Consider the following 21,741-nt stretch of genomic DNA (forward strand, 5'->3'; position numbering starts at 1 on the left):
AACGCACAGTAAATCGAAACGGCAGGGCAGGCGCAACGCATCACTCCCGTCACGCCCCCTTGCTTCGTTCACCGATAACGCACCTACTGAAATCACCTGAAAACCAGACCCTAATAAGCGTAATCAGACCCTTCACTGTCCAATATCGCCTTAAGCTCCGCCAAATGCCGCGCGTCCTGTTCGGGATACTCCTCCAACTCGCGCGCCGTCTTTTCCGCAATCTCGTCCGAGATCCGACGCAGGGGCAATCCTGTCTGCAATGCCTTGATGTACGTCTCGGCCGCGCGTTCAAAATAATAGAGCCTATTAAAGGTATCGGCGACCGTATCGCCAATCACCATCACGCCATGCGATCCCATTACCATCACCTTTTGCTTGGGATCGGTCAGCAGTTTCGCACATCGCTCGCCTTCATCCTCAAACGCCAATCCACCGTATTCTTCATCAATCACGATCCGGTTGAAAAACGTACAGGCATTCTGATCAATCGGCGGTAAACGACTGTCCTGCAAACAGGCCAGCACGGTCGCGTAAATCGAATGCACATGCATGACACAACGCGCATGTGGACAGGCGGCATGTACCCCGCCATGCAATCCCCATGCCGTTGGGTCAGGCGCATTTGGCCCCTGATAGGTTTCTGGATCATCCGCATCAATCAGCAACATATCGCTGGCCTTGATCCGTGCAAAATGCATCTGGTTCGGATTCATTAGAAACTGCGATCCGCTGTCATTCACCGCCAGCGAAAAATGGTTCGCCACGCTTTCATGCATGTCCAGTCTCGCGGTCCAACGAAAGGCAGCAGCCAGATCAACGCGTTCCTGCCAGTGGTCCATATTCGGTTTCATCTCTGTCACGCTCATCGAAAGCTCCTTATTAGTCTCTATTTCACTCTGCTCGGCACCCAAGCATAGCCGTTTTCGCACAGGATATACGCCTCGCGCAGCCCGTGTGGTTTGTCCATCGGTTCCTGTAACACCGTGCCACCAACGGCTGCCGCCTTGGTGCAGGCCGCTTCGGGGTCTGTGTCATACAGGCGAATTTCAATCCCGCCGCCGCGCGGTGGATTCTCTGGTAACAACCCCAACAAAGGGTTGGAATGATAGGTGCCGTCCGCATGAATTTGAAACACCTGTTCGCCATAGCTCATGATCGCAAAATCGGCCGTCGGCTGGAACGATTTCATGTCAAAAACAGTCTCTAGAAAGGCAATTTGGGCCGCGACATCCCGCACCAGCAGGTTCAACCCGATGCCGCGCAAAGATGCGCCGAAATCCTCTGCTCCAATGGTTTCATAATCCATCGCGTTCACTCCTGCTTGAACCTCCCAAAACACTGTGCCACCTTGGGACATGACGCAAGAACCTTTCCCTTCATGGCCCGATGTCGCCCCGCAACTTGTTAACACTGCTGCGGGCCGTACCCCTGCCGATACCATCATTACCGGTGGCATCTGGGTAAATGTGCACACCCGTGAAGCGTTGCCCGATCACGACATTGCCATCATCGCCGGTCGTATCGCTTTTGTCGGGCCGGACGCGTCCCATTGTCGGGGACCCGATACCCAAATCATCGAGGCACAAGGCCGCTATATGATCCCCGGTTTGTGCGACGGTCACATGCACATCGAAAGCGGCATGTTGACGCCCGCCGAATTTGCCCGCGCCGTGATCCCGCATGGCACCACCTCCATGTTCACCGACCCGCATGAAATCGCCAACGTGCTGGGTCTTGCCGGCGTGCGCATGATGCATGACGAAGCACTGATGCAGCCGATCAATATCTTTACCCAGATGCCGTCTTGTGCGCCCTCCGCGCCTGGTATGGAAACCACCGGTTTCGAGATCAGCGCCGAAGACGTGGCCGAGGCGATGCACTGGCCCGGCATCATCGGTCTGGGCGAGATGATGAATTTTCCCGGTGTGTCAAACGCCGACCCCAAAATGCTGGCCGAAATCGCCGCGACCCAGCGGGCCGGCAAAACCGTCGGCGGGCACTATGCCTCGCCCGATCTGGGGCCCGCCTTTGCCGCCTATGTCGCCGGTGGTCCGGCCGATGATCACGAGGGCACCTGTGAAGCGGACGCGATCATGCGCATGCGTCAGGGGATGCGATCAATGATCCGGCTTGGTTCTGCATGGTACGATGTTGAAACGCAGATAACGGCGATCACCGAACGCGGCCTTGATCCGCGCAACATGATCCTGTGCACCGATGATTGCCACTCGGGCACCTTGGTCAACGACGGCCACATGAACCGCGTTGTGCGCCATGCCATCGACTGCGGCTGTGACCCGTTGATTGCCCTGCAAATGGCGACAATCAATACCGCCACCCACTTTGGGCTGGAGCGCGATATCGGCTCCCTTACGCCGGGACGTCGCGCCGATGTGATCCTGACGTCAGACCTCAAAACCCTCCCGATAGAGACTGTTATTGCCCGTGGCCAGATCGTCGCGCAGGACGGTACATGCCTTGTGGAATGCCCGCATTACGACTGGCCCGATACTGCGCGTAAAACCGTGAACATGGGCAAAAAACTGGGCGGTGACGACTTTACCATCCACGCCCCGCACGGGGCCAACGGGGTCACCGCCAACGTGATTGGTGTGGTCGAAAATCAGGCCCCGACCAAGGCGCTGCAATTCGAACTGCCCGTCACCGATGGCCGCGTGCAAGCGACCGGCGAAGTTGCGCAGATCGCGCTTGTCGAACGTCACCGCGCCACCGGCAATGTGGTCAATGCATTTGTTTCGGGCTTTGGCTATACCGGCACGATGGCGATGGCGTCGACCGTGGCCCATGACAGCCACCATATGATCGTCGTCGGCACCGACCGCGACCAGATGGTGCTGGCCGCGAACCGCCTGCGCGACGTTGGCGGCGGGATTACCATCTTTAAGGACGGCGTTGAGCTGGCCCTGGTGGAACTGCCCATCGCGGGCCTGATGTCGGATCAACCCGCCGCAAGCATCGCCGCAAAGACCGAAGAGATGATGCAAGCCATGCGCGACTGTGGCTGCACGCTGAACAATGCCTATATGCAACATTCACTGCTGGCCCTTGTTGTGATCCCCGAACTGCGGATCAGCGACCTCGGCCTTGTTGATGTGCGTACCTTCGAATTTACCGATGTTATCGTCTCGTAACATCGACACGTCACAAACCTCAAAAGGGCAGGACCGCCCCAAAAAGAATAGAAAGACCGAAAATGAAAATACTCACACCCGATACCCCGCACCCGCAGGAATTTACCGACGCCACCGCCGCCGTTGATTGCCTGACCGCGCTTTATATGCAGGCCACCGAATTCCTGCGCGACAATTTCGCCAGCGTTCTGGAAACCCCTGTCACCAATACCCGCATCCGCGCATTTTACCCCGAGGTGCGGTTTGCCACGTCAAGCTATGCGCAGGTCGACAGCCGCCTCAGCTTTGGCCACGTGTCCTCCCCCGGTCGTTTTGCCGCGACGATCACGCGGCCCGACCTGTTTCGCAATTATCTGATCCAGCAGATCGGCCTGTTGATCGAAAACCACGGACAGCCCGTCACCATCGGTCTATCCGACACGCCCATTCCGGTGCATTTTGCCGTCACCGGTGATAACGCCGTCAACATCCCTCAGGACGGCGCGGCCGATTTCACCCTGCGCGATATTTTCGATGTACCGGACCTGTCCACCACAAACGACGATATCGTCAACGGCACCTATCAACCTGTTGACGAACTGCGCCCGCTGGCCCCCTTCACCGCCCAGCGCGTGGATTATTCGCTGGCCCGTCTGGCGCATTACACCGCAACCGATCCCGAACATTTTCAGTGTCACGTGATGTTCACCAACTACCAGTTCTACGTTACCGAGTTCGAAGAATACGCACGCAAACAGCTGAACGATCCCGACAGCGGCTATACCTCCTTTGTCTCGACCGGAAATGTAGAAATCACCGATGGTGACACGCCCATTGCGGAAACCATGAAGACACCGCAAATGCCGACCTATCACCTGAAACGCGCGGACGGGTCGGGCATTACATTGGTCAACATCGGTGTCGGCCCCTCCAACGCCAAGACCGCAACCGATCACATCGCCGTGCTGCGCCCGCATGCGTGGATTATGGTCGGGCACTGCGCCGGACTGCGCAACACACAAGCGCTTGGTGATTTCGTTCTCGCTCATGCCTACTTGCGCGAAGATCACGTGTTGGACGACGACCTGCCTGTCTGGATCCCGATCCCCGCGCTTGCCGAAATCCAGATCGCGCTGGAACAATCCGTGGCGCAAGTGACCCAGCTTGAAGGGTACGAACTCAAACGCATTATGCGTACCGGTACCGTGGCCACCATCGACAACCGCAATTGGGAGTTGCGCGATCAATCCGGTCCCGTGCAGCGCCTCAGCCAATCCCGCGCCATCGCGCTGGATATGGAAAGCGCCACGATCGCTGCCAACGGCTATCGCTTCCGCGTGCCTTACGGCACATTGCTCTGTGTCTCTGACAAGCCGCTGCATGGCGAACTCAAGCTGCCGGGCATGGCGTCTGACTTCTATAAAACGCAGGTTTCGCGCCATTTGATGATCGGAATCCGCGCGATGGAGCTTTTGCGCTCTACGCCGCTGGAACGCATTCACAGCCGGAAATTGCGTTCTTTCGACGAAACCGCCTTCCTTTGACCGCCCGCCACACCGAAAAACCGCGAAAAACCGCTGTTTTCACTGATTTTCGCCCGATTATTCGTTGTGCTCCCCTACAACATACCGTTACTTTCTGCGCAGGAGGCCCAACATCGGGCGGTCTAAGGAGAAAAAGAACATGGCAACCAAACCAATGACAAAGACTCAGCTCGTCGCCGCACTGGCCGAGGAAATGGGCACAGACAAAAAATCCGCAGGCGCAGCACTGGATGCCGTCTGTAACCTGATCACCAAAGAAGTTTCCGGCGGCGGTGCCGTGACCCTTCCAGGCGTTGGCAAAATCTATTGCCGCGAACGCCCAGAGCGCATGGTGCGTAACCCTGCAACTGGCGAACAGTTCAAGAAAGACGCGGACAAGGTTGTGAAAATGACCATCGCAAAAGCGCTGAAAGACAGCGTGAACGGCTAAGCCAACCGGCTTTCGTTACTCGTAAAGGGCTGTCCATTCGGGCAGCCCTTTTTCTTATCACTACCACCGGGCGCCGACCTAAAACTTCAATCACCGCAATCACCGCCGACATCCCCAGAACCTGAATGAAAACCTGAACTGTCCGCTCCGTAACCACCTCCCGAAGTACCGCTTCCCCCATGATAGCCCGACGATCCCCCACGCGATTTCGCGTCCGGGCCATTATTAAGAAACCCGTTCAGAAAATGGGATTTCGGCAAACAGTTAAAAGCGTATTCTTTCACAACAAAGGCGCAGATAACCACAGCGACCAGCAGCCCCGTAAATACCGTTTCCATGTCCCAGCTCACTCCATGTCTCCCGTCGTCTTGGTCGGCAAATATCCGGAAAATGCGGCCGCTTCATGACAAAGGGCACAACCCCCTTGCCCCTGCCGGCGTTCTGGGAAACTGTGCGGCGAAACAGGGCATCCCAAAGGCAGGCACATGGACATTCGCGCAATTCTGATGGGGCTGGTTTTCGCGATGATGTGGTCCTCTGCCTTTACTTCAGCGCGGATCATCGTGGCGGACATGTCACCCCTGTTCGCTTTGTCCTGCCGCTATCTGATCAGCGGCCTGCTGGGTGTTGGTATCGCCCTTGCGCTTGGCCAGTCCATGCGCCTGACACCCGCCCAGTGGCGCGCCACAATCATCTTTGGCATTCTGCAAAATGCCGTCTACCTCGGCCTGAACTTTGTCGCCATGCAAACCGTCGAAGCATCCCTTGCAGCGATCATCGCTTCTACCATGCCCCTGCTTGTCGGATTTGCCGTCTGGATCATTTTTGGCGAAAAACTGCGGCCCTTGGGCATCGCGGGCCTTGTGGCCGGCCTGGTCGGGGTGGCGATCATCATGGGCGCGCGGATCAATGGCGGCGTCGACATGGTTGGCCTCGGCCTTTGTGTGATTGGCGTCATTGCGTTGACGGCAGCGACGTTGCTGGTGCGCGGAGCCACATCAGGCGGAAACTTCCTGATGATCGTCGGCCTTCAGATGCTGGTCGGCTGTGTCGCTCTGGCACTGGCTACCCTCGTGTTTGAAACACCCCGCCTGAATCTCACCATGCCGCTTGCCCTGGCCTTTACCTATACATGCCTGTTCCCCGGTCTTGCCGCGACCATCATCTGGTTCTGGCTGGTCAACCGCGTTGGCGCGACGCGGGCCGCTACCTTCCACTTCCTTAACCCGTTCTTCGGAGTCGCCATCGCCGCCTTGCTCCTGTCCGAAGCTTTGGGTGCTCGCGACATCCTTGGCGTGGCTATCATCACGGCGGGTATCCTTGCGGTTCAACTCTCGCGCCAGTCCAAAGCTTAAACGCGACACCGGATGCCGCTGTGCGACGGCACCTGTGCGTTGTATTGCGCTTTAGACTGGGTGAATGATCACAGACGACGCACCCAAGCCTTACGCTTTCCTCTTGCTCCCGGGGTTTTCAACGCTGGGGTTTTCCTGCGCGTTGGACTGCCTGTCGCTCGCCAACCATCACCCCTCTGGCCGAAAGTTCTACAGGTGGCGCCTGCTTTCTGCGGACGGTCTGTCCGTCCCAGCCTACAACGGGGTGCGCATCGAAGCGGACAGCGGATTGACCGAGCTGGAGCGGCACGAAACCCTGATTGTCTGCGCTGGCGAAAACGCCGGTCGGGGCAGCACCAAACCGGTGCTCAACTGGCTGCGCCGCGAGACCCGCAAAGGCATGGATTACGGGGCACTGTCCTCAGGCACCTATACGCTGGCACTTGCAGGGCTGATCGGGGGCAAACGCGTCACCACCCATTGGGAATATAAAACCGCCCTCGCCGAAATGCTGCCCGATGTCATTATGGAGGACTCGCTTTATACCGTTGACGGACGCGTTTTTACCTCGGCGGGCGGGGCGGCATCGATGGACCTGATGTTGCACCGCGTGCGCACGGATTACGGGGCCGACATTGCTACATGGGTCGCCGACCAGATGGTCTATACCGCGCCGCGCGCCCAGTCGCAGGGCCAGCGTCTGTCGCTGCAATCCCGTCCCGATGTGCGCAACCCCAAGCTGCTGCTCGCCATGCAGATCATGGAAAACAACCTCGAAGATCCCCTGCGCCCCGAAGAAATCGCCGGGCTTATCAAACTGTCCACCCGCCAGATGGAACGTCTGTTCTCGCGGTATCTCATTACCTCACCCAAACGCTACTACCTGCATCTCCGACTGGATAAGGCCCGAAACCTGCTGCGACAGACCGATCTAAGCGTAACGGATGTCTGCGTTGCCTGCGGCTTCAAATCCCTGTCCCATTTCTCAAAAAGCTACCGCGCGACCTATGGCATCCCACCGGGCAGCGAAGCATCCGATGGCAAGGTCCTTTGGTCGGACGCAGACAAGACCTAGCTTATCGTTTCTGGAATACGGCGATATGCGCCTTATCCTGCCTGTGCGCCGCCTCGACGTCCGGCCCGTAGATATCGACGATGCGATGATCCAATCCATCAATATCAGGCTCTAACAAGGCGAACTTGTCCTGAAATCCCCGCGCCACGAAATGCTCCGCGTTGATCGATAGCACAAAAACTGCACCCTGCTTTGCAATCCTGATGACCTCATCCAGCGCATCGGGGCCGACATGCCCATGGGTGAAGGTTCCGGAACTGACAATCGCATCATATGTATCGGTCGCAATATCCAACCGCCCCGTCAAATCCCCGACAATTGTGTCTCTATAAAGACCTTTTTCTGCGGCAACGGCCAACATATCCGGCGAAATGTCCAATGCATCCATTGTCATTTGTTTGCGGCGCGCGGCGCGCTGCGCAACCAAACCTGTGCCCGCCCCCACATCCAACACCACGCCTTGCCCGTCAAACAAATCGACCAGCATGTCCGCTACAATTTGTGGCAGGCGATAGTCCATATCTTTGGCGAAACCGTCATCATAACTCTCGGCCCAATCCGCATAAAGACGTCGGTTATCCGCTGGTGTTTCAAGCGCATAGGCCGCATCAAGGTCAGGATCTTTCATTACAGGCTCCCCTCAAACCAGAGCCTAACAAGGCTAAATCATTTCAACAACGGTTCAATCATCCTTACAATCGCGCGCGACTGCGGCTTGACCGTCGCCCCCCATGTGCCCAGTACCGCACCATCCGGCCCGATCAGCACCTTGTTGAAATTCCAACGCGGCACAAACCCCGTCTCGGACTGAACTGCTTTGTAAAACACGTGCGCCTTGGCACCTTTCACATGGGTGATGTCGGCCATCGGTAAATCCAGCCCAAACGCGATCTCGCAGAATTCTTTGACCTCTGCGCCACTGGCCAGCTCCTGATTGAAATCATCCGACGGCACCGCCAGCACAACCAGACCCCGATCCTTATACCGGTCGTGCAAGGCCTGCAGCCCCTCGTACTGCCCCGTAAACCCGCATTGCGACGCGGTGTTCACCACCAGCACCGGTTGCCCCGCCCATTGGCTTAGGTGCAACGTGCCGCCGTCAATATTCGCGAAACTCACATCACGCGGCACCGCCACCGCCGTAGTCCCGATCACCGCCAAAACCAGCCCGAAAATCCAACGCATCGCATTCCCCTCTCACGTTATTCCCTGCCAAACACACGCAATCAGATCACATGAAGTTGCACAGGGGGCAGAAACCCTTTGAATTTCAAGATAGCACCCCATCTAATAAGGCAAATACACGCGCAAAGGAGGACGCCATGTCAAAATACGAAAAACGCGCAGAGGTCGTCGCAAACCTGTCACCCGAAGAATACCACGTAACCCAAGAAAGCGGGACAGAACGTCCTGGCACCGGCAAGCTGCTCGGCAACAAAGAACCGGGCATCTATGTCGATATCGTATCCGGTGAGCCACTGTTCGCCTCTGCCGACAAATACGAAAGCGGATGCGGCTGGCCCAGCTTTACCAAGCCGATCGAAAACGTGACCGAACACCGCGATGCGTCACTCGGCATGGTCCGTACCGAGGTGCGCAGCAAACATGGCGACAGCCACCTCGGGCATGTTTTCAACGACGGGCCACCGGACCGGGGCGGCCTGCGCTATTGCATCAACTCGGCCTCGTTGCGCTTTGTCCATCGCGATGACATGGCCGACGAAGGTTATGGCGATTATATCACCCAAGTGGAGGACGTAGCATGAAAACCGAACGCGCAGTACTGGCAGGCGGATGTTTCTGGGGCATGCAGGATCTGATCCGCAAACGTCCCGGCGTGATTTCGACCCGCGTCGGATACACCGGCGGCGATGTGCCCAACGCCACCTATCGCAACCACGGCACCCACGCCGAAGGGATCGAGGTCATCTTTGACCCCTCGGTCACCTCGTTTCGTGAACAACTTGAATTCTTCTTTCAAATCCACGACCCGACAACAGTGAACCGTCAGGGCAACGATCTTGGAATGAGCTACCGTTCCGCGATCTATTACGCGGACGAAGACCAGAAAGCTGTCGCGCTAGACACAATCGCCGATGTCGAAGCATCCGGTCTGTGGCCGGGCAAAGTCGTCACCGAAGTCGAACCGGTCGGCGATTTCTGGGAGGCAGAGCCGGAGCATCAGGACTACCTCGAACGCACACCGAACGGCTATACCTGCCACTTCCCGCGTGCCGATTGGGTGCTGCCCAAACGCGCCGCCGCCGAATGACACCGTAGGGCGGGGTTCACCCCGCCTTACACCCCCTCCCTAAACCGCCACACGCGGACGTCCGGCCGCCTCAACCGTGATCGTCGCCTCAATGAACACCTCGCGGGCCTCCACGCCGGCTGTGCGAATGTCACGTTTCACGCTCACCTGAATATCCTCTGCACCGGCGATCTTGGCCTGTGCCACGGCGTCTTCCCTTAAAACAGTCTCTAAAGCGTCCAGCGCACTGTCCTGATCCGCAAAATCCTGCGGCCCTTCCAACAGGTGCACCCGATATTTTCCTTCACTTGGTGCGGTCACTGTTCCGCTTTCACGCATCGTCACTCGCCCAACCACAGCGCCAATCGCATTTGCGACACCCCCGTATTCAGGCAGGATCATCTCGCAGCCCAGCATCTTGCCCACAGCCGGATAGTAACTGCGCGCAGAAGCCCCCAGCCCGACCACCGCGACATTTAAACCAGTCTCTAACTTGACCAAACCGCGTTTCCCCGCCATCCCGCGCTGCATCAACACATGTTTGGCCAAGACCGCCGGATCAGCATCAAACGACGGCTCTTCCTCGGCAAAAGCAGTCTCTAACAAAGCCAAAACTGTCTGATACGTCAAACGATCCACAATCATCTGCGCGACGTCTTCTTCACTAGTGGACAGCACCGTCCCCGATCCTGTGCGCCTGCGCCCGAACAACTGCAAAGCTTTGCGGGCCGCGCCTGCGTCCCATTCCATCACGCGCCCCAACACGTGACTTGCATCCGACGGCGTCACACCGGCAACCTGCACCAGACCGCGCTCCACCAGCCGTTTCAACGCACCCTGATCAATCCGCGCCCGCAGCACATTCCCCAACGGTTGCAGCGGCTCACCGATCCGCTCCAATAACGCCTCTTCGCGTGGCCCGATCCCCTCACGGCTTAGCCCCTGCACCGCGCGCACAAAGCGTCCATCATGTTCCCCCGGCGTCGTCGCCCGCAACTGCGCATCCAGCGCAGCGTGCACCACATCGGGCGCATCAACCGCGACCAATGACACCGGCAACACCCGTTTCGGGCCCAAAGTCACACCACCCTGCAACCCCTCGGCAATAAAATGCACCTCACTGTCCCCGCCCAGCCCCGTGGTGCGCATCGCTACTGCTTCGACCATGGTGCGATAGGCACCAACCCGCGCACCCGCTGGATCAATCGCGGGCCGTCCGTCTTGCAACAACGCCACGTCGGTCGTCGTCCCGCCAATATCGCTAACCAACGCGTGATCCACGCCTGTCATCCACCGCGCGCCCACAATCGATGCCGCTGGCCCGCTCAGGATCGTCTCAATCGGCCGTTCTCGTGCCTGCCCGCTGGAAATCAACGCCCCGTCCCCGCGCACCACCATCAGCGGTGCTTCGATCCCCAGATCAATCAGCGTGTCTTCGGCCCGTCCGATCAACCGGTCAATCATCCCGATCAACCGTGCGTTCAACACTGCCGTCAACGCCCGCTTGGGTCCATTCAACTTGGCCGACAATTGATGCGAGGCCGACACAGGCCGTCCCGTGATCTCAACCACCAATTCCGCCGCGCGCAGCTCATGCGCGGGATTACGGGTGGCAAACTGGCTGGCCACGGCAAAACCGCTCACCTGATCTTTATGTGTCTCTAAAAAGGCGATTAGCCCCGCTTCATCCAGCGGCCTAGCCTCTCCGCCTGCATGATTATGCCCCCCCTCCAACACGATACAGGGGTCCCCCCTCAATGCCTCGGCCAGACCATGCCCCTCCAGATCCTTCTCGCGAAACCCGATATAGATCAGCGCCACGCGCCCCCCCTGCCCTTCCACCAACGCATTAGTGGCAAGGGTGGTCGACAAGGACGCGAGCGCAATATCAGACGGGGCCACAGAAGCCTGCGCCAGCACGGCCCGTACGGCGGCGCCGACACCCACCGCAAGATCATACCGCGTGGTCAGAGATTTGGCCGAGGCAATCACAACCTCCTCATCACGGATCAAAACCGCATCGGTGTAGGTGCCGCCCGTATCAACCCCCAAAAGCAATGCCATGGTTGTCCCCCTTGTTTTTCATGATCAGGTGTATCGACTGGCGCAAAATGGTCCAGTCTGTTTGCGTCAAACCTGCGCCAGACGCTCGACCGCCCAGCGCGCCGCGTCAGCCACGGCCGGGTCCGGGTCATTGATCAACCCCTGCGCAGGGCCTCTCAACGCGGCAACACCGGAATTCCCGATGGCATAAAGCACGTTGCGCACAAACCTGTCCCGCCCGATCCGTTTCACCGGCGAACCGGAAAACCGCAACCGAAACGTCGCATCATCCAGCCCCGCCAATTCGGCCAGATCGGCGGCGTCACGCAATGCCCCGTGATACCGCATGTCGCTTGCCTGCACCGCAAACTTGTTCCACGGACAGGCCGCCAGACAATCATCACACCCGTAAATCCGGTTGCCCAACTTGCCCCGTAGTTCAAGGGCCACCGGCCCCTTATGCTCAATCGTCAGATAGGAAATACAGCGCCGCCCGTCCAGTTGGTAAGGGGCGGGAAACGCATCGGTCGGACAAACGTCCTGACAGGCGGTGCACGACCCGCAATGGTCGACCTCCGGCTGATCAGCCGCCAGATCCAATGTGGTAAAAACAGACCCTAAAAAGGCCCAATTGCCCCAATCGCGACTTACCACATTGGTGTGCTTGCCCTGCCACCCCAAACCGCTGGCTTGCGCCAATGCTTTCTCTGGCACAGGGGCGGTATCGACAAATACCTTCACCTCGCAAGGTTTCTGCTCGATCAGCCACCGCGCCAGCCGTTTCAGACGTTTCTTGACAATATCATGGTAATCGCGCCCCTGCGCATAAACAGAAATCGCAGCCTTCTCGGGATGCTCCAGCACCGCCAGCGGGTCATGCTCGGGGGCGTAACTCTCGGCCAACATGATCACCGATTTCGCTTCGGGCCACAGCGCCGCAGGGTTGCCGCGCCACGCCATCCGGTCTTCCATCCACGCCATCTGCCCGTGAAAACCCGCTTGCACAAACGCCTCCAGCCGCGCCGGCACCTCGGGCACATCCCACGGTCGACAGATCCGGCAGGCAACAAACCCCTCGGCCAAAGCCTGTTCAACCAACCGTGCCTTCAGGTCCATTCTCTTTTTGGCCTTATATACTGTCCGCACTCTCTCCGCGCGCTGCCGCTCGCGGGGGCCACCGCTTAAAAGTCCAGATCGTTATAATGCTTTGGCGGAGGAAAGCCTGACACCTGATCTGCCAAAAGGGCGCGAAACGCGGGGCGTGATTTAATCTTTGCGTACCAGTCCTTCACCACATCAGACCGGTTCCAATCCACGTCCGAAATATAATCCAGCGACGACAAATGTGCGGCGGCGGCAAAATCCGCCAGCGTCATCTTGTCCCCTGCCAGCCACCGGCGATGGTCCAGCAGCCAGGTCATATAATCCAGATGATATTTGATTGCTTTGGCACCGGCCTTGACGTTCTTGCTGTCAGGATACCCCTGCTTCATCATCTTTTTGTTGACCCGTTCATACAGCAGCTTGGACGTCACTTCGGTATGAAACTTGTCGTCAAACCAGCTCACCAGCCGGCGCACTTCCAACCGCTGTACCGGGTCAGAGGGCAGCAGCGACGGGTCGGGCCGCGTTTCCTCCAGATACTCACAGATCGCCGCGCTTTCGGACATGATGATCCCGTCAAGCCGCAGCACCGGTACCTTTCCGGCAGGGTTACGGCGCATAAAGTCAGGATCCTGCTCCCAATACCGCTCCTCAACCAGCTCCACCTCGATCTTTTTCTCGGCGAGGCTCAACCGGACTTTGCGGCAAAACGGGGAAAGGGGAACGTGAAACAGGCGCGCCATTACAAAATCTCATGCTGAACTGATATCAATCCTCAATGCCTGCTAACGCTGCGCAATTCAACTCTCGAAACAATCCGCGCGTCCGTCCCTGCCAATTGTCGCCGCCCCGTCACGCACTTGGCGGGCCCGTTTGCGCACATATCCGCTGGGCTTGGATGCCGAGCGTGTTTTGGGCGATGGCAATATCGCCGCCAGCCGCGCGGCTTGGGTCCCGCTTAGGTCAGCCGCAGCAACGCCGAAATAATGTCGCGCCGCCGCTTCAACCCCGAAAACACCCTCGTCGAATTCCGCGATGTTCAGGTAAACTTCGATGATGCGCCGCTTTGACCAGATCGCTTCGACCAGTGGCGTGATGAGGGCTTCGGCCGCTTTTCGCACCCATAACCGCCCGTGCCACAAATACACATTCTTGACCGTCTGCTGACTGATCGTGGATGCCCCGCGGGACGATCCCTGTTCAATCGCCAGTTTGATCGCGGCCAGATCAAACCCCCAATGCTCGCAGAAATTCGCATCTTCCGCCGCCACCGCAGACCGCGCCATCACAGGTGCGACGTTATCAATCGACACCCATGTCTGTTTCACCCCGCCCAGCCGCCGGCCTTCGGAAAACATATAGGCGGTTGTCGGCGGATTGATCAGCGCGCCCAGCACCACCAGCGCCACCACCACCAGAAACACAACCGACACCAACCGCAGCACCCAACGCCGCAGCCATTTGCGCCATGGCAAACCTTCGGTTTTCTTTACCGGTTTCTTCTTTGATGTCGTTTTGCGCGCCATCCCACTGCTATAGGACGCAGGATCAGTTTTGTGAACGCAATTGAATTGTCTGCGCCAGATAGTTGCCAATCAGGGCCGATCCCGTGACCGAAGGGTGATTGTTATCAGGTGCAAACTGTGCCGGATCACGTGGATCAATCACATCCTCGGAATCCACAAAAAACACGCCATCGCGTCCGGCCGCGTATTGCGCCAACCGGCGCTCCATCTCGACCAGATCATCGCGGCAGCCCTCGAACGATCCTTTACCGTTGCCCTTATAGTACCCCATCCAGATCACCCGCGCACCGGTTTCGCGCTGCATCCGCGTGATAAACGCCGGTACTGCACCGCTGCCGTCTTGCGAAATCAATCCGTCAACTGTCGCGCCACAGGCACCACAACCGCAATCCGCGTTCAGATCATTTGCGCCACCATTGAGCACAATCCAATTCCAGCGCCCGCCGGGAAATTGGCGCTGGATGTCAAACCCGACCGCCCCCGCAAAGGTGGACTCGTTATCAAACTGCGCGCCGGGCACCGCTTTGCTGATTACAGTGCGGCCCAACGCCTGCCCCATCACATCAGGGATCGACGCTCCCTTGGTCGCATTCCACGCCAAAACGGAATCGCCCAGAACCAACACATCGCCGCCGCCGCGGGGGGCACGATCCGTGCACCCCGCAAGCAGAAGAACAACTGCGGCAATCCGGACGATCCACATCACGTTATTCAGCCGGCATCGCGGTGGTTTCATGGCTCAGCGGGGCGGGCAAATGCGCCAGCATCTCTTTGGGACAGATCTGCAAAAAGTTCTGCTTCTCCAAATCCCAGTGCTGCAAGATGTCAGCGGCCTTGCGGCTGCCGGTCTCTTCCAGATGCCGTTCCATCAACTCTTCCAACTGGCCCATCCAATGATCCACAGTTACAGGGCAGGTCACCACTGTTTCATGGTTCATCAGTTTGCTTGCCTCGCCGTCAGGATCATACAGATAGGCCATGCCCCCCGTCATACCAGCAGCAAAGTTCGCACCAATCGCCCCGAGGATCACCGCAACGCCACCGGTCATATACTCACAACCGTTGCTGCCGCAGCCTTCGATCACCACCTTCGCACCGGAGTTACGGACCGCAAACCGCTCTCCCGCACGTCCGGCAGCAAACAGATACCCTTCGGTCGCGCCATACAGAACAGTGTTACCGATGATGGTATTCTGCGACGCTGTGATCCGGCTCGACATCGGCGGACGCACGACAATCGTCCCCCCCGACAGACCCTTGCCGACATAATCGTTGGCATCGCCAGATACTTCCAGTTTCAGCCCCGGTGCTGCAAACGCGCCCAAGGACTGCCCGGCCGATCCGGTCAATTTCACCGTCAGGTGATCCGGCTGCAAGGTGTTGCGCATGCCGAATTGCTTAACGATATGGCTCGATACCCGCGTGCCCACGGTCCGGTGCGTATTTTGGACCGCATAGGACAGCTGCATCTTTTCACCATCCTCAAGGAAGCGCGCCGCGTCACGTACAATCTGCGCGTCCAGCGTGTCGGACACCGCATTGCGGGGCTTGTCACGATCGTAAACGTTGTCATGCGCGCCATCGACAGTAATCAACAGCGGGTTCAGGTCAAGATCATCCAGATGCGCCGAACCACGTGAAACCTGCGTCAGCAAATCGGCGCGCCCGATCACATCGTCCAGTGATTTGGCACCGATGCTTGCCAGAATTTCACGCACCTCAGTGGCATAGAAGGTAATCAGGTTCACAACCTTATCCGCATTGCCGGTGAACTTGTCGCGCAGGGCTTCGTCCTGCGTACAGACACCGACAGGGCAGGTATTGCTCTGGCACTGACGCACCATGATACAGCCCATTGCGATCAGTGCCGCAGTGCCGATGCCGTATTCCTCAGCACCCAGCATCGCTGCCATGACAATATCACGCCCCGTGCGCAAACCACCGTCGGTGCGCAAGGTCACGCGATCCCGCAGGTTGTTCATGCTCAGCACCTGATGCGCTTCGGTCAGGCCCATTTCCCACGGCAGACCGGCGTACTTGATCGACGTCGCAGGCGACGCACCGGTGCCACCATTGTGACCCGAAATCAGGATCACATCCGCCTTGGCCTTGGCCACACCGGCGGCAATTGTACCAACACCGGAGCTTGCGACCAACTTTACCGTCACCTTACAGCGCGGATTGATCTGTTTCAGGTCATAGATCAGTTGCGCAAGGTCTTCGATGGAATAGATATCGTGATGCGGGGGAGGTGAAATTAGCGTCACACCTTTGGTCGAATGGCGCAGCCGTGCAATCAGGTCTGTGACCTTCATCCCCGGCAACTGACCACCCTCACCAGGCTTGGCACCCTGCGCGACCTTGATCTCCAACTCTTCGCACTGGTTCAGGTATTCGGCTGTGACACCAAAGCGACCCGATGCAACCTGCTTGATCTTGGCCGACGGGTTATCGCCGTTCGATTCCGGCACAAAGTGTGCCGGATCTTCGCCGCCCTCGCCGCTGTCCGACTTCGCACCAATCCGGTTCATCGCCACGTTCAGCGTCTTATGCGCCTCCGGGCTCAACGCACCCAGCGACATGCCGGGCGTCACAAACCGCTTGCGGATCGACGTGATGCTTTCCACCTCTTCCAACCCGACCGCTTCGCCCAAGGGCTTGATATCCAACAGGTCGCGCAGATGGATCGGCGGGTTGCTTTTCATCTTGGCCGAATACTGCTGCCACATCTGGTATGAGGCTCTGTTACAGGCCATTTGCAGCAAATGCATGGATGACGCTTCCCATGCATGGGTCTCGCCAGACTTGCGTGCCTTGTAAAAACCGCCAATCGGCAGCACCACACCGTCACCTTGCCAGCCTTTGGCGTGGATCTCTTCGGCCTTGCGCTGGATACCGGTGACACCAATGCCGGAAATGCGGCTGGTCATACCGGGGAAGAATTCGGCGCACATGGCACGGCTCAGCCCCACCGCCTCAAAGTTCATGCCACCGCGATAGGACGACACAACGCTGATCCCCATCTTCGCCATGATCTTGAGAAGACCCTGATCAATCGCTTCGCGATAATGCTGAACCGCCTCTGTTAGGGTCTGATCCAAGAGGCCGCGTTCGATACGGTCCGCCAGTGAATCCTCTGCCAGATAGGCGTTGACCACGGTCGCACCACAGCCAATCAGCACCGCAAAATAATGCGGATCAACACATTCGGCAGAGCGTACGTTCAACGATGTAAACGTCCGCAGCCCCTTGCGCGTCAGATGGCTGTGCACCGCGCTGGTGGCCAAAATCATCGGCATCGCGACCTTGGCCGCATCACTCATGTGATCTGTCAGCACCAGATGGCCCGCGCCCGAGCGCACAGCGTCTTCTGCTTCTTCTCTAATACGGCCTAAGGCGGCGTTCAGGTTGGTCTCTGACGCATCGAAACTACAGTCGATGGTCACAACATCCGCGTTGAAATGCTTGAACAGCTCTTCAAACTGGGCATTGCCAACAAACGGGCTGTCCAGCACCAGAATTTCGGTCTGGCTGCCATCCTCGTCCAACACGTTCTTCAAGTTACCGAACCGTGTCTTCAAACTCATCACGCGGAATTCGCGCAAACTGTCGATTGGCGGGTTTGTCACTTGAGAAAAGTTCTGACGGAAGAAGTGGCTCAGCGGGCGGTACTGTTTGGACAGCACGGCCGATGGCGTGTCATCGCCCATCGACGCCAGCGTTTCCTTGGCGTCCTCTGCCATCGGGGCCAGAATTTGCTCCAGATCCTCAATTGAATAGCCGGCTGCAACCTGACGGCGGCGCAGATCATTTCCGGTAAACACCGGCTGCTCTGTGACCTTGGCCAAGGGCGCATCCAGCTCGACAATCTTGCCCACCCACTCGCCAAACGGCAAAGCCTGCGACAGCTTGTCCTTGATCTTGGCGTCGTGGAACAACTTGCCCTTTTTCATATCAACCGAAATCAGCTGACCGGGCCCAAGCGCGCCCTTTTCGATCACATTCGCTTCGTCCAGCGGCACCATGCCTGCTTCGGATCCCGCGATCAGCATCCCGTCGGCGGTCACCACATAGCGCATGGGGCGCAATCCGTTGCGGTCCAGTCCCGCGCACACCCAGCGCCCATCGGTCATCGCCAATGCCGCAGGGCCATCCCATGGCTCCATCACGGAGTTGCAATAGGAATACATGTCGCGCCACGCCTGTGGTAATTCGACCGCCTGCTTGGACCAGCTTTCAGGCACCAACATGGTTTTCGCCATCGGTGCCGAACGGCCCGCGCGCACCAGAACTTCGAACACCGCATCCAATGCGGCCGAATCCGATGATCCCGACGCGACGATCGGCTTGATGTCTTCCGCCATCTCGCCAAACGCACCCGACGCCATGCGGATTTCGTGGGATTTCATCCAGTTCAGGTTGCCCTTCAGCGTGTTGATCTCACCATTATGCGCCAGCATGCGGAACGGCTGTGCCAACCACCACTGTGGGAAAGTGTTGGTGGAATACCGCTGGTGATAGATCGCAAAGGCACTTTCGAACCGCTCGTCCATCAGATCGGGATAGAATTCCGCGACCTGTTCGGCCAGCATCATGCCTTTATAGATGATCGACCGGCACGACATCGACGCAATATAAAGCGATGCAATACCCGCCGCGACAGCCGCCTTTTCGATGCGACGGCGAATGACATACAATTCGCGCTCGAACACATCCTCATCCACACCCTTGGAGTTGGAAATCAGGATTTGTTCAATCTCGGGGCGGGTCGCATTCGCCTTCTCGCCCAAACACGAGGTCTTTACCGGCACATGGCGCCAGCCATAAATGTAATAGCCCATCCGCAGCACTTCGGATTCCACGATCGTGCGGCAGGTTTCCTGTGCGGCAAAATTCGAGCGGGGCAAAAACACCTGACCCACCGCGATCATCTCGTCCTCGCGCGGTTTGTGACCTGTACGGCGCACCTGATCATAAAAGAACGGCACCGGAATTTGCACGTGGATGCCTGCACCGTCACCGGTCTTGCCATCCGCATCTACCGCGCCGCGGTGCCAGATTGCTTTCAACGCCTTGATGCCGTTTTCAACAACCGACCGGCTGCGCGATCCGTCGATGTTCACGACAAGGCCAACACCACACGAAGAATGCTCTTCTTCGGGGGAATACAGACCCTTTTCGGCCATCATCGCACGCTTGGCTTCTTCGCGTGCTACCCATGCGTCATCATACTTAGTCATTGGGCTTCTCCAGTTCTTCAGGTGCAAAGATTGCAAGTGTTTCTTGTGTCGTCAGTTTCTTGTGATCGCCGTTCAGCGCATAGGCCTGCGGGCATTTGTCTGTGAAATATTCTACCGTCAGTTTTCCGCCGCCCGCATCGGGGAAAAGCCCCGCCGACAGGTTGCGCGCACCGTCGTCTTTCGTTTCGTACCAAAGCGTCGATCCGCAAGTGGCGCAAAATCCGCGTCCGCCCCACTCTGAGGATGCGAACACCGTCGCCGGTCCGGTCACCGTGATGCTGTCCGGCAATGTCTCGATGGAAAAGAACGGGCCCGATCCATGCTGGCGGCACATGTCGCAATGACAGGCGCGCACCGCTGGCGTGTCGACCGATGCCGTCACCTGCACCGCGCCGCATAAACACTGGCCCCTTATCTCTTTAGACATTGTTCATTCTTTCGCTTCTTCATGCCAGCGACGCTGACCTATTCATATTGCGCTAACCACTTTGCTGCGCTGCGGCGGTGCACAGGGGGTGTACACCCGGTGCACGGGGGGTGCCCCCCCTTACTCCGCTGCGATATCCGCCACACCGTTCAACCGCTCAAGGATCGCTTCGGCGCAATCGCGCCCGTCCTTGATCGCCCAAACCACCAGCGACGCACCGCGCACGATGTCTCCTACCGCATAAACGCCGTCCATCTCTGTGGCGCCCGTGACATATTCGGTTTTGATCGTGCCCCAGCGTGTTACCGGCAACTCGGGCTCGTTCCAAAGCGTCGGCAAATCTTCCGGTTCAAAACCAAGCGCCATGATCACCAGATCGGCGTCTTCGACATAATCCGCACCCTCTATCACCTCTGGTGCCTGACGGCCTGTCGCATCCGGTGCGCCCAGACGCATCTTTTGCACCATCACACCTGTAACCGGATCCCCGACAAAGCCTTTGGGCGCGGTCAGCCATTCAAACTGCACGCCCTCTTCTTCGGCATTGGCCACTTCGCGCTGGCTGCCCGGCATGTTGGCGCGGTCCCGACGATACAGGCACTTCACGCTCTCGGCACCCTGACGGATCGACGTGCGCACACAGTCCATCGCCGTGTCACCACCGCCGATCACAACCACCCGCTTGCCCTTGGCATCCAGACGACCGGAATCAAATTCTTCAACCGCATCACCAAAACTTTTGCGGTTGCTTGCGGTCAGAAAATCAATCGCCCGCTCAAGGCCCACACCACCCACGCCGGGGGCCTGAATTTCCCTTGTTTTATAAACACCTGTGGCAATGATCACCGCATCATGCGCCTTGCGAATATCGGCAAAGCTGATGTCCTTGCCGACGGTGCAATTCAACTTGAACGTCACGCCGCTAGCCTCAAGCTGTTCATTGCGGCGCATCACGATATCTTTCTCCAGCTTGAAACCGGGGATACCATAAGTCAGCAAGCCGCCCGCGCGGTCATAGGTGTCGTACACCGTGACCTGCACGCCCTGCCGGCGCAGCACATCTGCCGCCGCCAGGCCACCGGGGCCTGCGCCAATAATGCCAACCGATTCTGTGCGTTCCGCATGCGGCTTGATCGGCTTCACCCACCCTTTTTCCCACGCGGTATCGGTGATGTATTTCTCGACAGAACCGATAGTCACAGTGCCATGACCTGAGGATTCGATAACACAGTTGCCTTCGCACAGGCGATCCTGCGGGCAGATGCGGCCACAAATCTCGGGGAACGTATTGGTCGCTTGGGACACTTCATAGGCCTCTTCCAACCGCCCTTCGGCGGTCAGGCGCAGCCAGTCAGGGATGTTGTTGTGCAGCGGGCAATGGCTTTGGCAGTACGGCACGCCACACTGGCTGCACCGGCTGGATTGCTCCTTGGCTTTGGCATCCGCGTACTCTGCGTAAATCTCGTTGAAATCCGTGCGACGTAAATCAGGGGGACGCTTTTCCGGCATGTCCCGCTCAAGACTTACAAATTTCAACATCGGCTGCTTTGCCATGGTCTATTCCTTACGTGTCACCTGCCAGAAGCACCGGATACTACAGGTCGAAAAGGAATAAAAGTCAGCAGTGCTGACCTAT

General features: G+C 58.1%; 20 protein-coding genes. 7 read left to right on the forward strand and 13 right to left on the reverse strand.

Annotated features, from left to right (window positions below; genetic code table 11):
* Positions 1-110: 110 nt before the first annotated feature.
* Complete coding sequence (locus Z947_RS0102740) at positions 111-866, reverse strand: class II aldolase and adducin N-terminal domain-containing protein (protein WP_025042781.1); 756 nt, start codon at positions 864-866, stop codon at positions 111-113.
* Between the two features lie 20 nt (positions 867-886).
* Positions 887-1,306, reverse strand: a complete 420-nt coding sequence (locus Z947_RS0102745) for a VOC family protein (protein ID WP_025042782.1) — start codon at positions 1,304-1,306, stop codon at positions 887-889.
* A gap of 49 nt (positions 1,307-1,355) precedes the next feature.
* Here Z947_RS0102745 and ade point away from each other — a divergent pair, with 49 nt between their 5' ends.
* From ade to Z947_RS0102760, 3 genes are all read left to right on the forward strand, one after another.
* Positions 1,356-3,152, forward strand: coding sequence for an adenine deaminase (ade, locus tag Z947_RS0102750; protein WP_025042783.1), 1,797 nt, complete (start codon positions 1,356-1,358; stop codon positions 3,150-3,152).
* 62 nt (positions 3,153-3,214) lie between these two features.
* Positions 3,215-4,675, forward strand: coding sequence for an AMP nucleosidase (locus Z947_RS0102755; RefSeq protein ID WP_025042784.1), 1,461 nt, complete (start codon positions 3,215-3,217; stop codon positions 4,673-4,675).
* A 139-nt stretch (positions 4,676-4,814) separates the two neighbouring features.
* Positions 4,815-5,105 (forward strand): HU family DNA-binding protein, encoded by a 291-nt coding sequence (locus Z947_RS0102760; RefSeq protein WP_025042785.1) that lies wholly within the window; start codon positions 4,815-4,817, stop codon positions 5,103-5,105.
* An 86-nt stretch (positions 5,106-5,191) separates the two neighbouring features.
* Here the strand turns inward: Z947_RS0102760 and Z947_RS20755 are convergent, their stop codons facing one another.
* On the reverse strand, positions 5,192-5,455 hold the full coding sequence (locus tag Z947_RS20755) for a hypothetical protein (RefSeq protein ID WP_156026613.1): 264 nt from the start codon (positions 5,453-5,455) through the stop codon (positions 5,192-5,194).
* Positions 5,456-5,590: 135 nt separating this feature from the next.
* On the opposite strand from Z947_RS20755, the gene Z947_RS0102765 reads away from it, so the two are divergent.
* Positions 5,591-6,460, forward strand: coding sequence for a DMT family transporter (locus Z947_RS0102765; protein ID WP_025042786.1), 870 nt, complete (start codon positions 5,591-5,593; stop codon positions 6,458-6,460).
* A 64-nt stretch (positions 6,461-6,524) separates the two neighbouring features.
* A complete protein-coding gene (locus Z947_RS0102770) occupies positions 6,525-7,514 on the forward strand; it encodes a GlxA family transcriptional regulator (RefSeq protein ID WP_025042787.1) in 990 nt (329 codons plus the stop codon).
* A gap of 1 nt (position 7,515) precedes the next feature.
* On the opposite strand, the gene Z947_RS0102775 is transcribed toward Z947_RS0102770, so the two are convergent.
* The gene (locus Z947_RS0102775; RefSeq protein ID WP_025042788.1) at positions 7,516-8,142 is read right to left on the reverse strand and encodes a class I SAM-dependent DNA methyltransferase; all 627 of its coding nucleotides are present in this window, start codon (positions 8,140-8,142) and stop codon (positions 7,516-7,518) included.
* A 38-nt stretch (positions 8,143-8,180) separates the two neighbouring features.
* Positions 8,181-8,699, reverse strand: coding sequence for a glutathione peroxidase (locus tag Z947_RS0102780; protein WP_025042789.1), 519 nt, complete (start codon positions 8,697-8,699; stop codon positions 8,181-8,183).
* Positions 8,700-8,836: 137 nt separating this feature from the next.
* Between Z947_RS0102780 and msrB the strand changes: the two genes are divergently transcribed.
* Both msrB and msrA read left to right on the forward strand, forming a co-directional pair.
* The gene (msrB, locus tag Z947_RS0102785) at positions 8,837-9,280 is read left to right on the forward strand and encodes a peptide-methionine (R)-S-oxide reductase MsrB (protein ID WP_025042790.1); all 444 of its coding nucleotides are present in this window, start codon (positions 8,837-8,839) and stop codon (positions 9,278-9,280) included.
* Positions 9,277-9,786 (forward strand): peptide-methionine (S)-S-oxide reductase MsrA, encoded by a 510-nt coding sequence (msrA, locus tag Z947_RS0102790; RefSeq protein ID WP_025042791.1) that lies wholly within the window; start codon positions 9,277-9,279, stop codon positions 9,784-9,786. The genes msrB and msrA overlap by 4 nt, the downstream gene beginning before the upstream one ends.
* A gap of 39 nt (positions 9,787-9,825) precedes the next feature.
* On the opposite strand, the gene Z947_RS0102795 is transcribed toward msrA, so the two are convergent.
* From Z947_RS0102795 to Z947_RS0102830, 8 genes are all read right to left on the reverse strand, one after another.
* Entirely contained in the window at positions 9,826-11,829 is a 2,004-nt protein-coding gene (locus tag Z947_RS0102795; RefSeq protein ID WP_025042792.1) for a hydantoinase/oxoprolinase N-terminal domain-containing protein, read from the reverse strand.
* Positions 11,830-11,895: 66 nt separating this feature from the next.
* The gene (queG, locus tag Z947_RS0102800; RefSeq protein WP_025042793.1) at positions 11,896-12,924 is read right to left on the reverse strand and encodes a tRNA epoxyqueuosine(34) reductase QueG; all 1,029 of its coding nucleotides are present in this window, start codon (positions 12,922-12,924) and stop codon (positions 11,896-11,898) included.
* Positions 12,925-12,989: 65 nt separating this feature from the next.
* Entirely contained in the window at positions 12,990-13,655 is a 666-nt protein-coding gene (gene fzlA, locus Z947_RS0102805) for an FtsZ-binding protein FzlA (protein WP_025042794.1), read from the reverse strand.
* 57 nt (positions 13,656-13,712) lie between these two features.
* Entirely contained in the window at positions 13,713-14,438 is a 726-nt protein-coding gene (gene mtgA / locus Z947_RS0102810) for a monofunctional biosynthetic peptidoglycan transglycosylase (RefSeq protein ID WP_025042795.1), read from the reverse strand.
* Between the two features lie 22 nt (positions 14,439-14,460).
* The gene (locus tag Z947_RS0102815; RefSeq protein ID WP_037939093.1) at positions 14,461-15,141 is read right to left on the reverse strand and encodes an SGNH/GDSL hydrolase family protein; all 681 of its coding nucleotides are present in this window, start codon (positions 15,139-15,141) and stop codon (positions 14,461-14,463) included.
* Positions 15,142-15,145: 4 nt separating this feature from the next.
* On the reverse strand, positions 15,146-19,678 hold the full coding sequence (gene gltB, locus Z947_RS0102820; protein ID WP_025042797.1) for a glutamate synthase large subunit: 4,533 nt from the start codon (positions 19,676-19,678) through the stop codon (positions 15,146-15,148).
* Positions 19,671-20,105 carry a GFA family protein gene (locus Z947_RS0102825; RefSeq protein ID WP_025042798.1) on the reverse strand — a complete coding sequence of 145 codons (435 nt, stop codon included), beginning with the start codon at positions 20,103-20,105 and terminating at the stop codon, positions 19,671-19,673. The genes gltB and Z947_RS0102825 overlap by 8 nt, the downstream gene beginning before the upstream one ends.
* 120 nt (positions 20,106-20,225) lie before the next feature.
* A complete protein-coding gene (locus tag Z947_RS0102830; RefSeq protein WP_025042799.1) occupies positions 20,226-21,659 on the reverse strand; it encodes an NAD(P)-dependent oxidoreductase in 1,434 nt (477 codons plus the stop codon).
* Positions 21,660-21,741: the final 82 nt, after the last annotated feature.

This window comes from Sulfitobacter geojensis, assembly GCF_000622325.1.
In the GTDB taxonomy this organism is placed as follows: domain Bacteria; phylum Pseudomonadota; class Alphaproteobacteria; order Rhodobacterales; family Rhodobacteraceae; genus Sulfitobacter; species Sulfitobacter geojensis.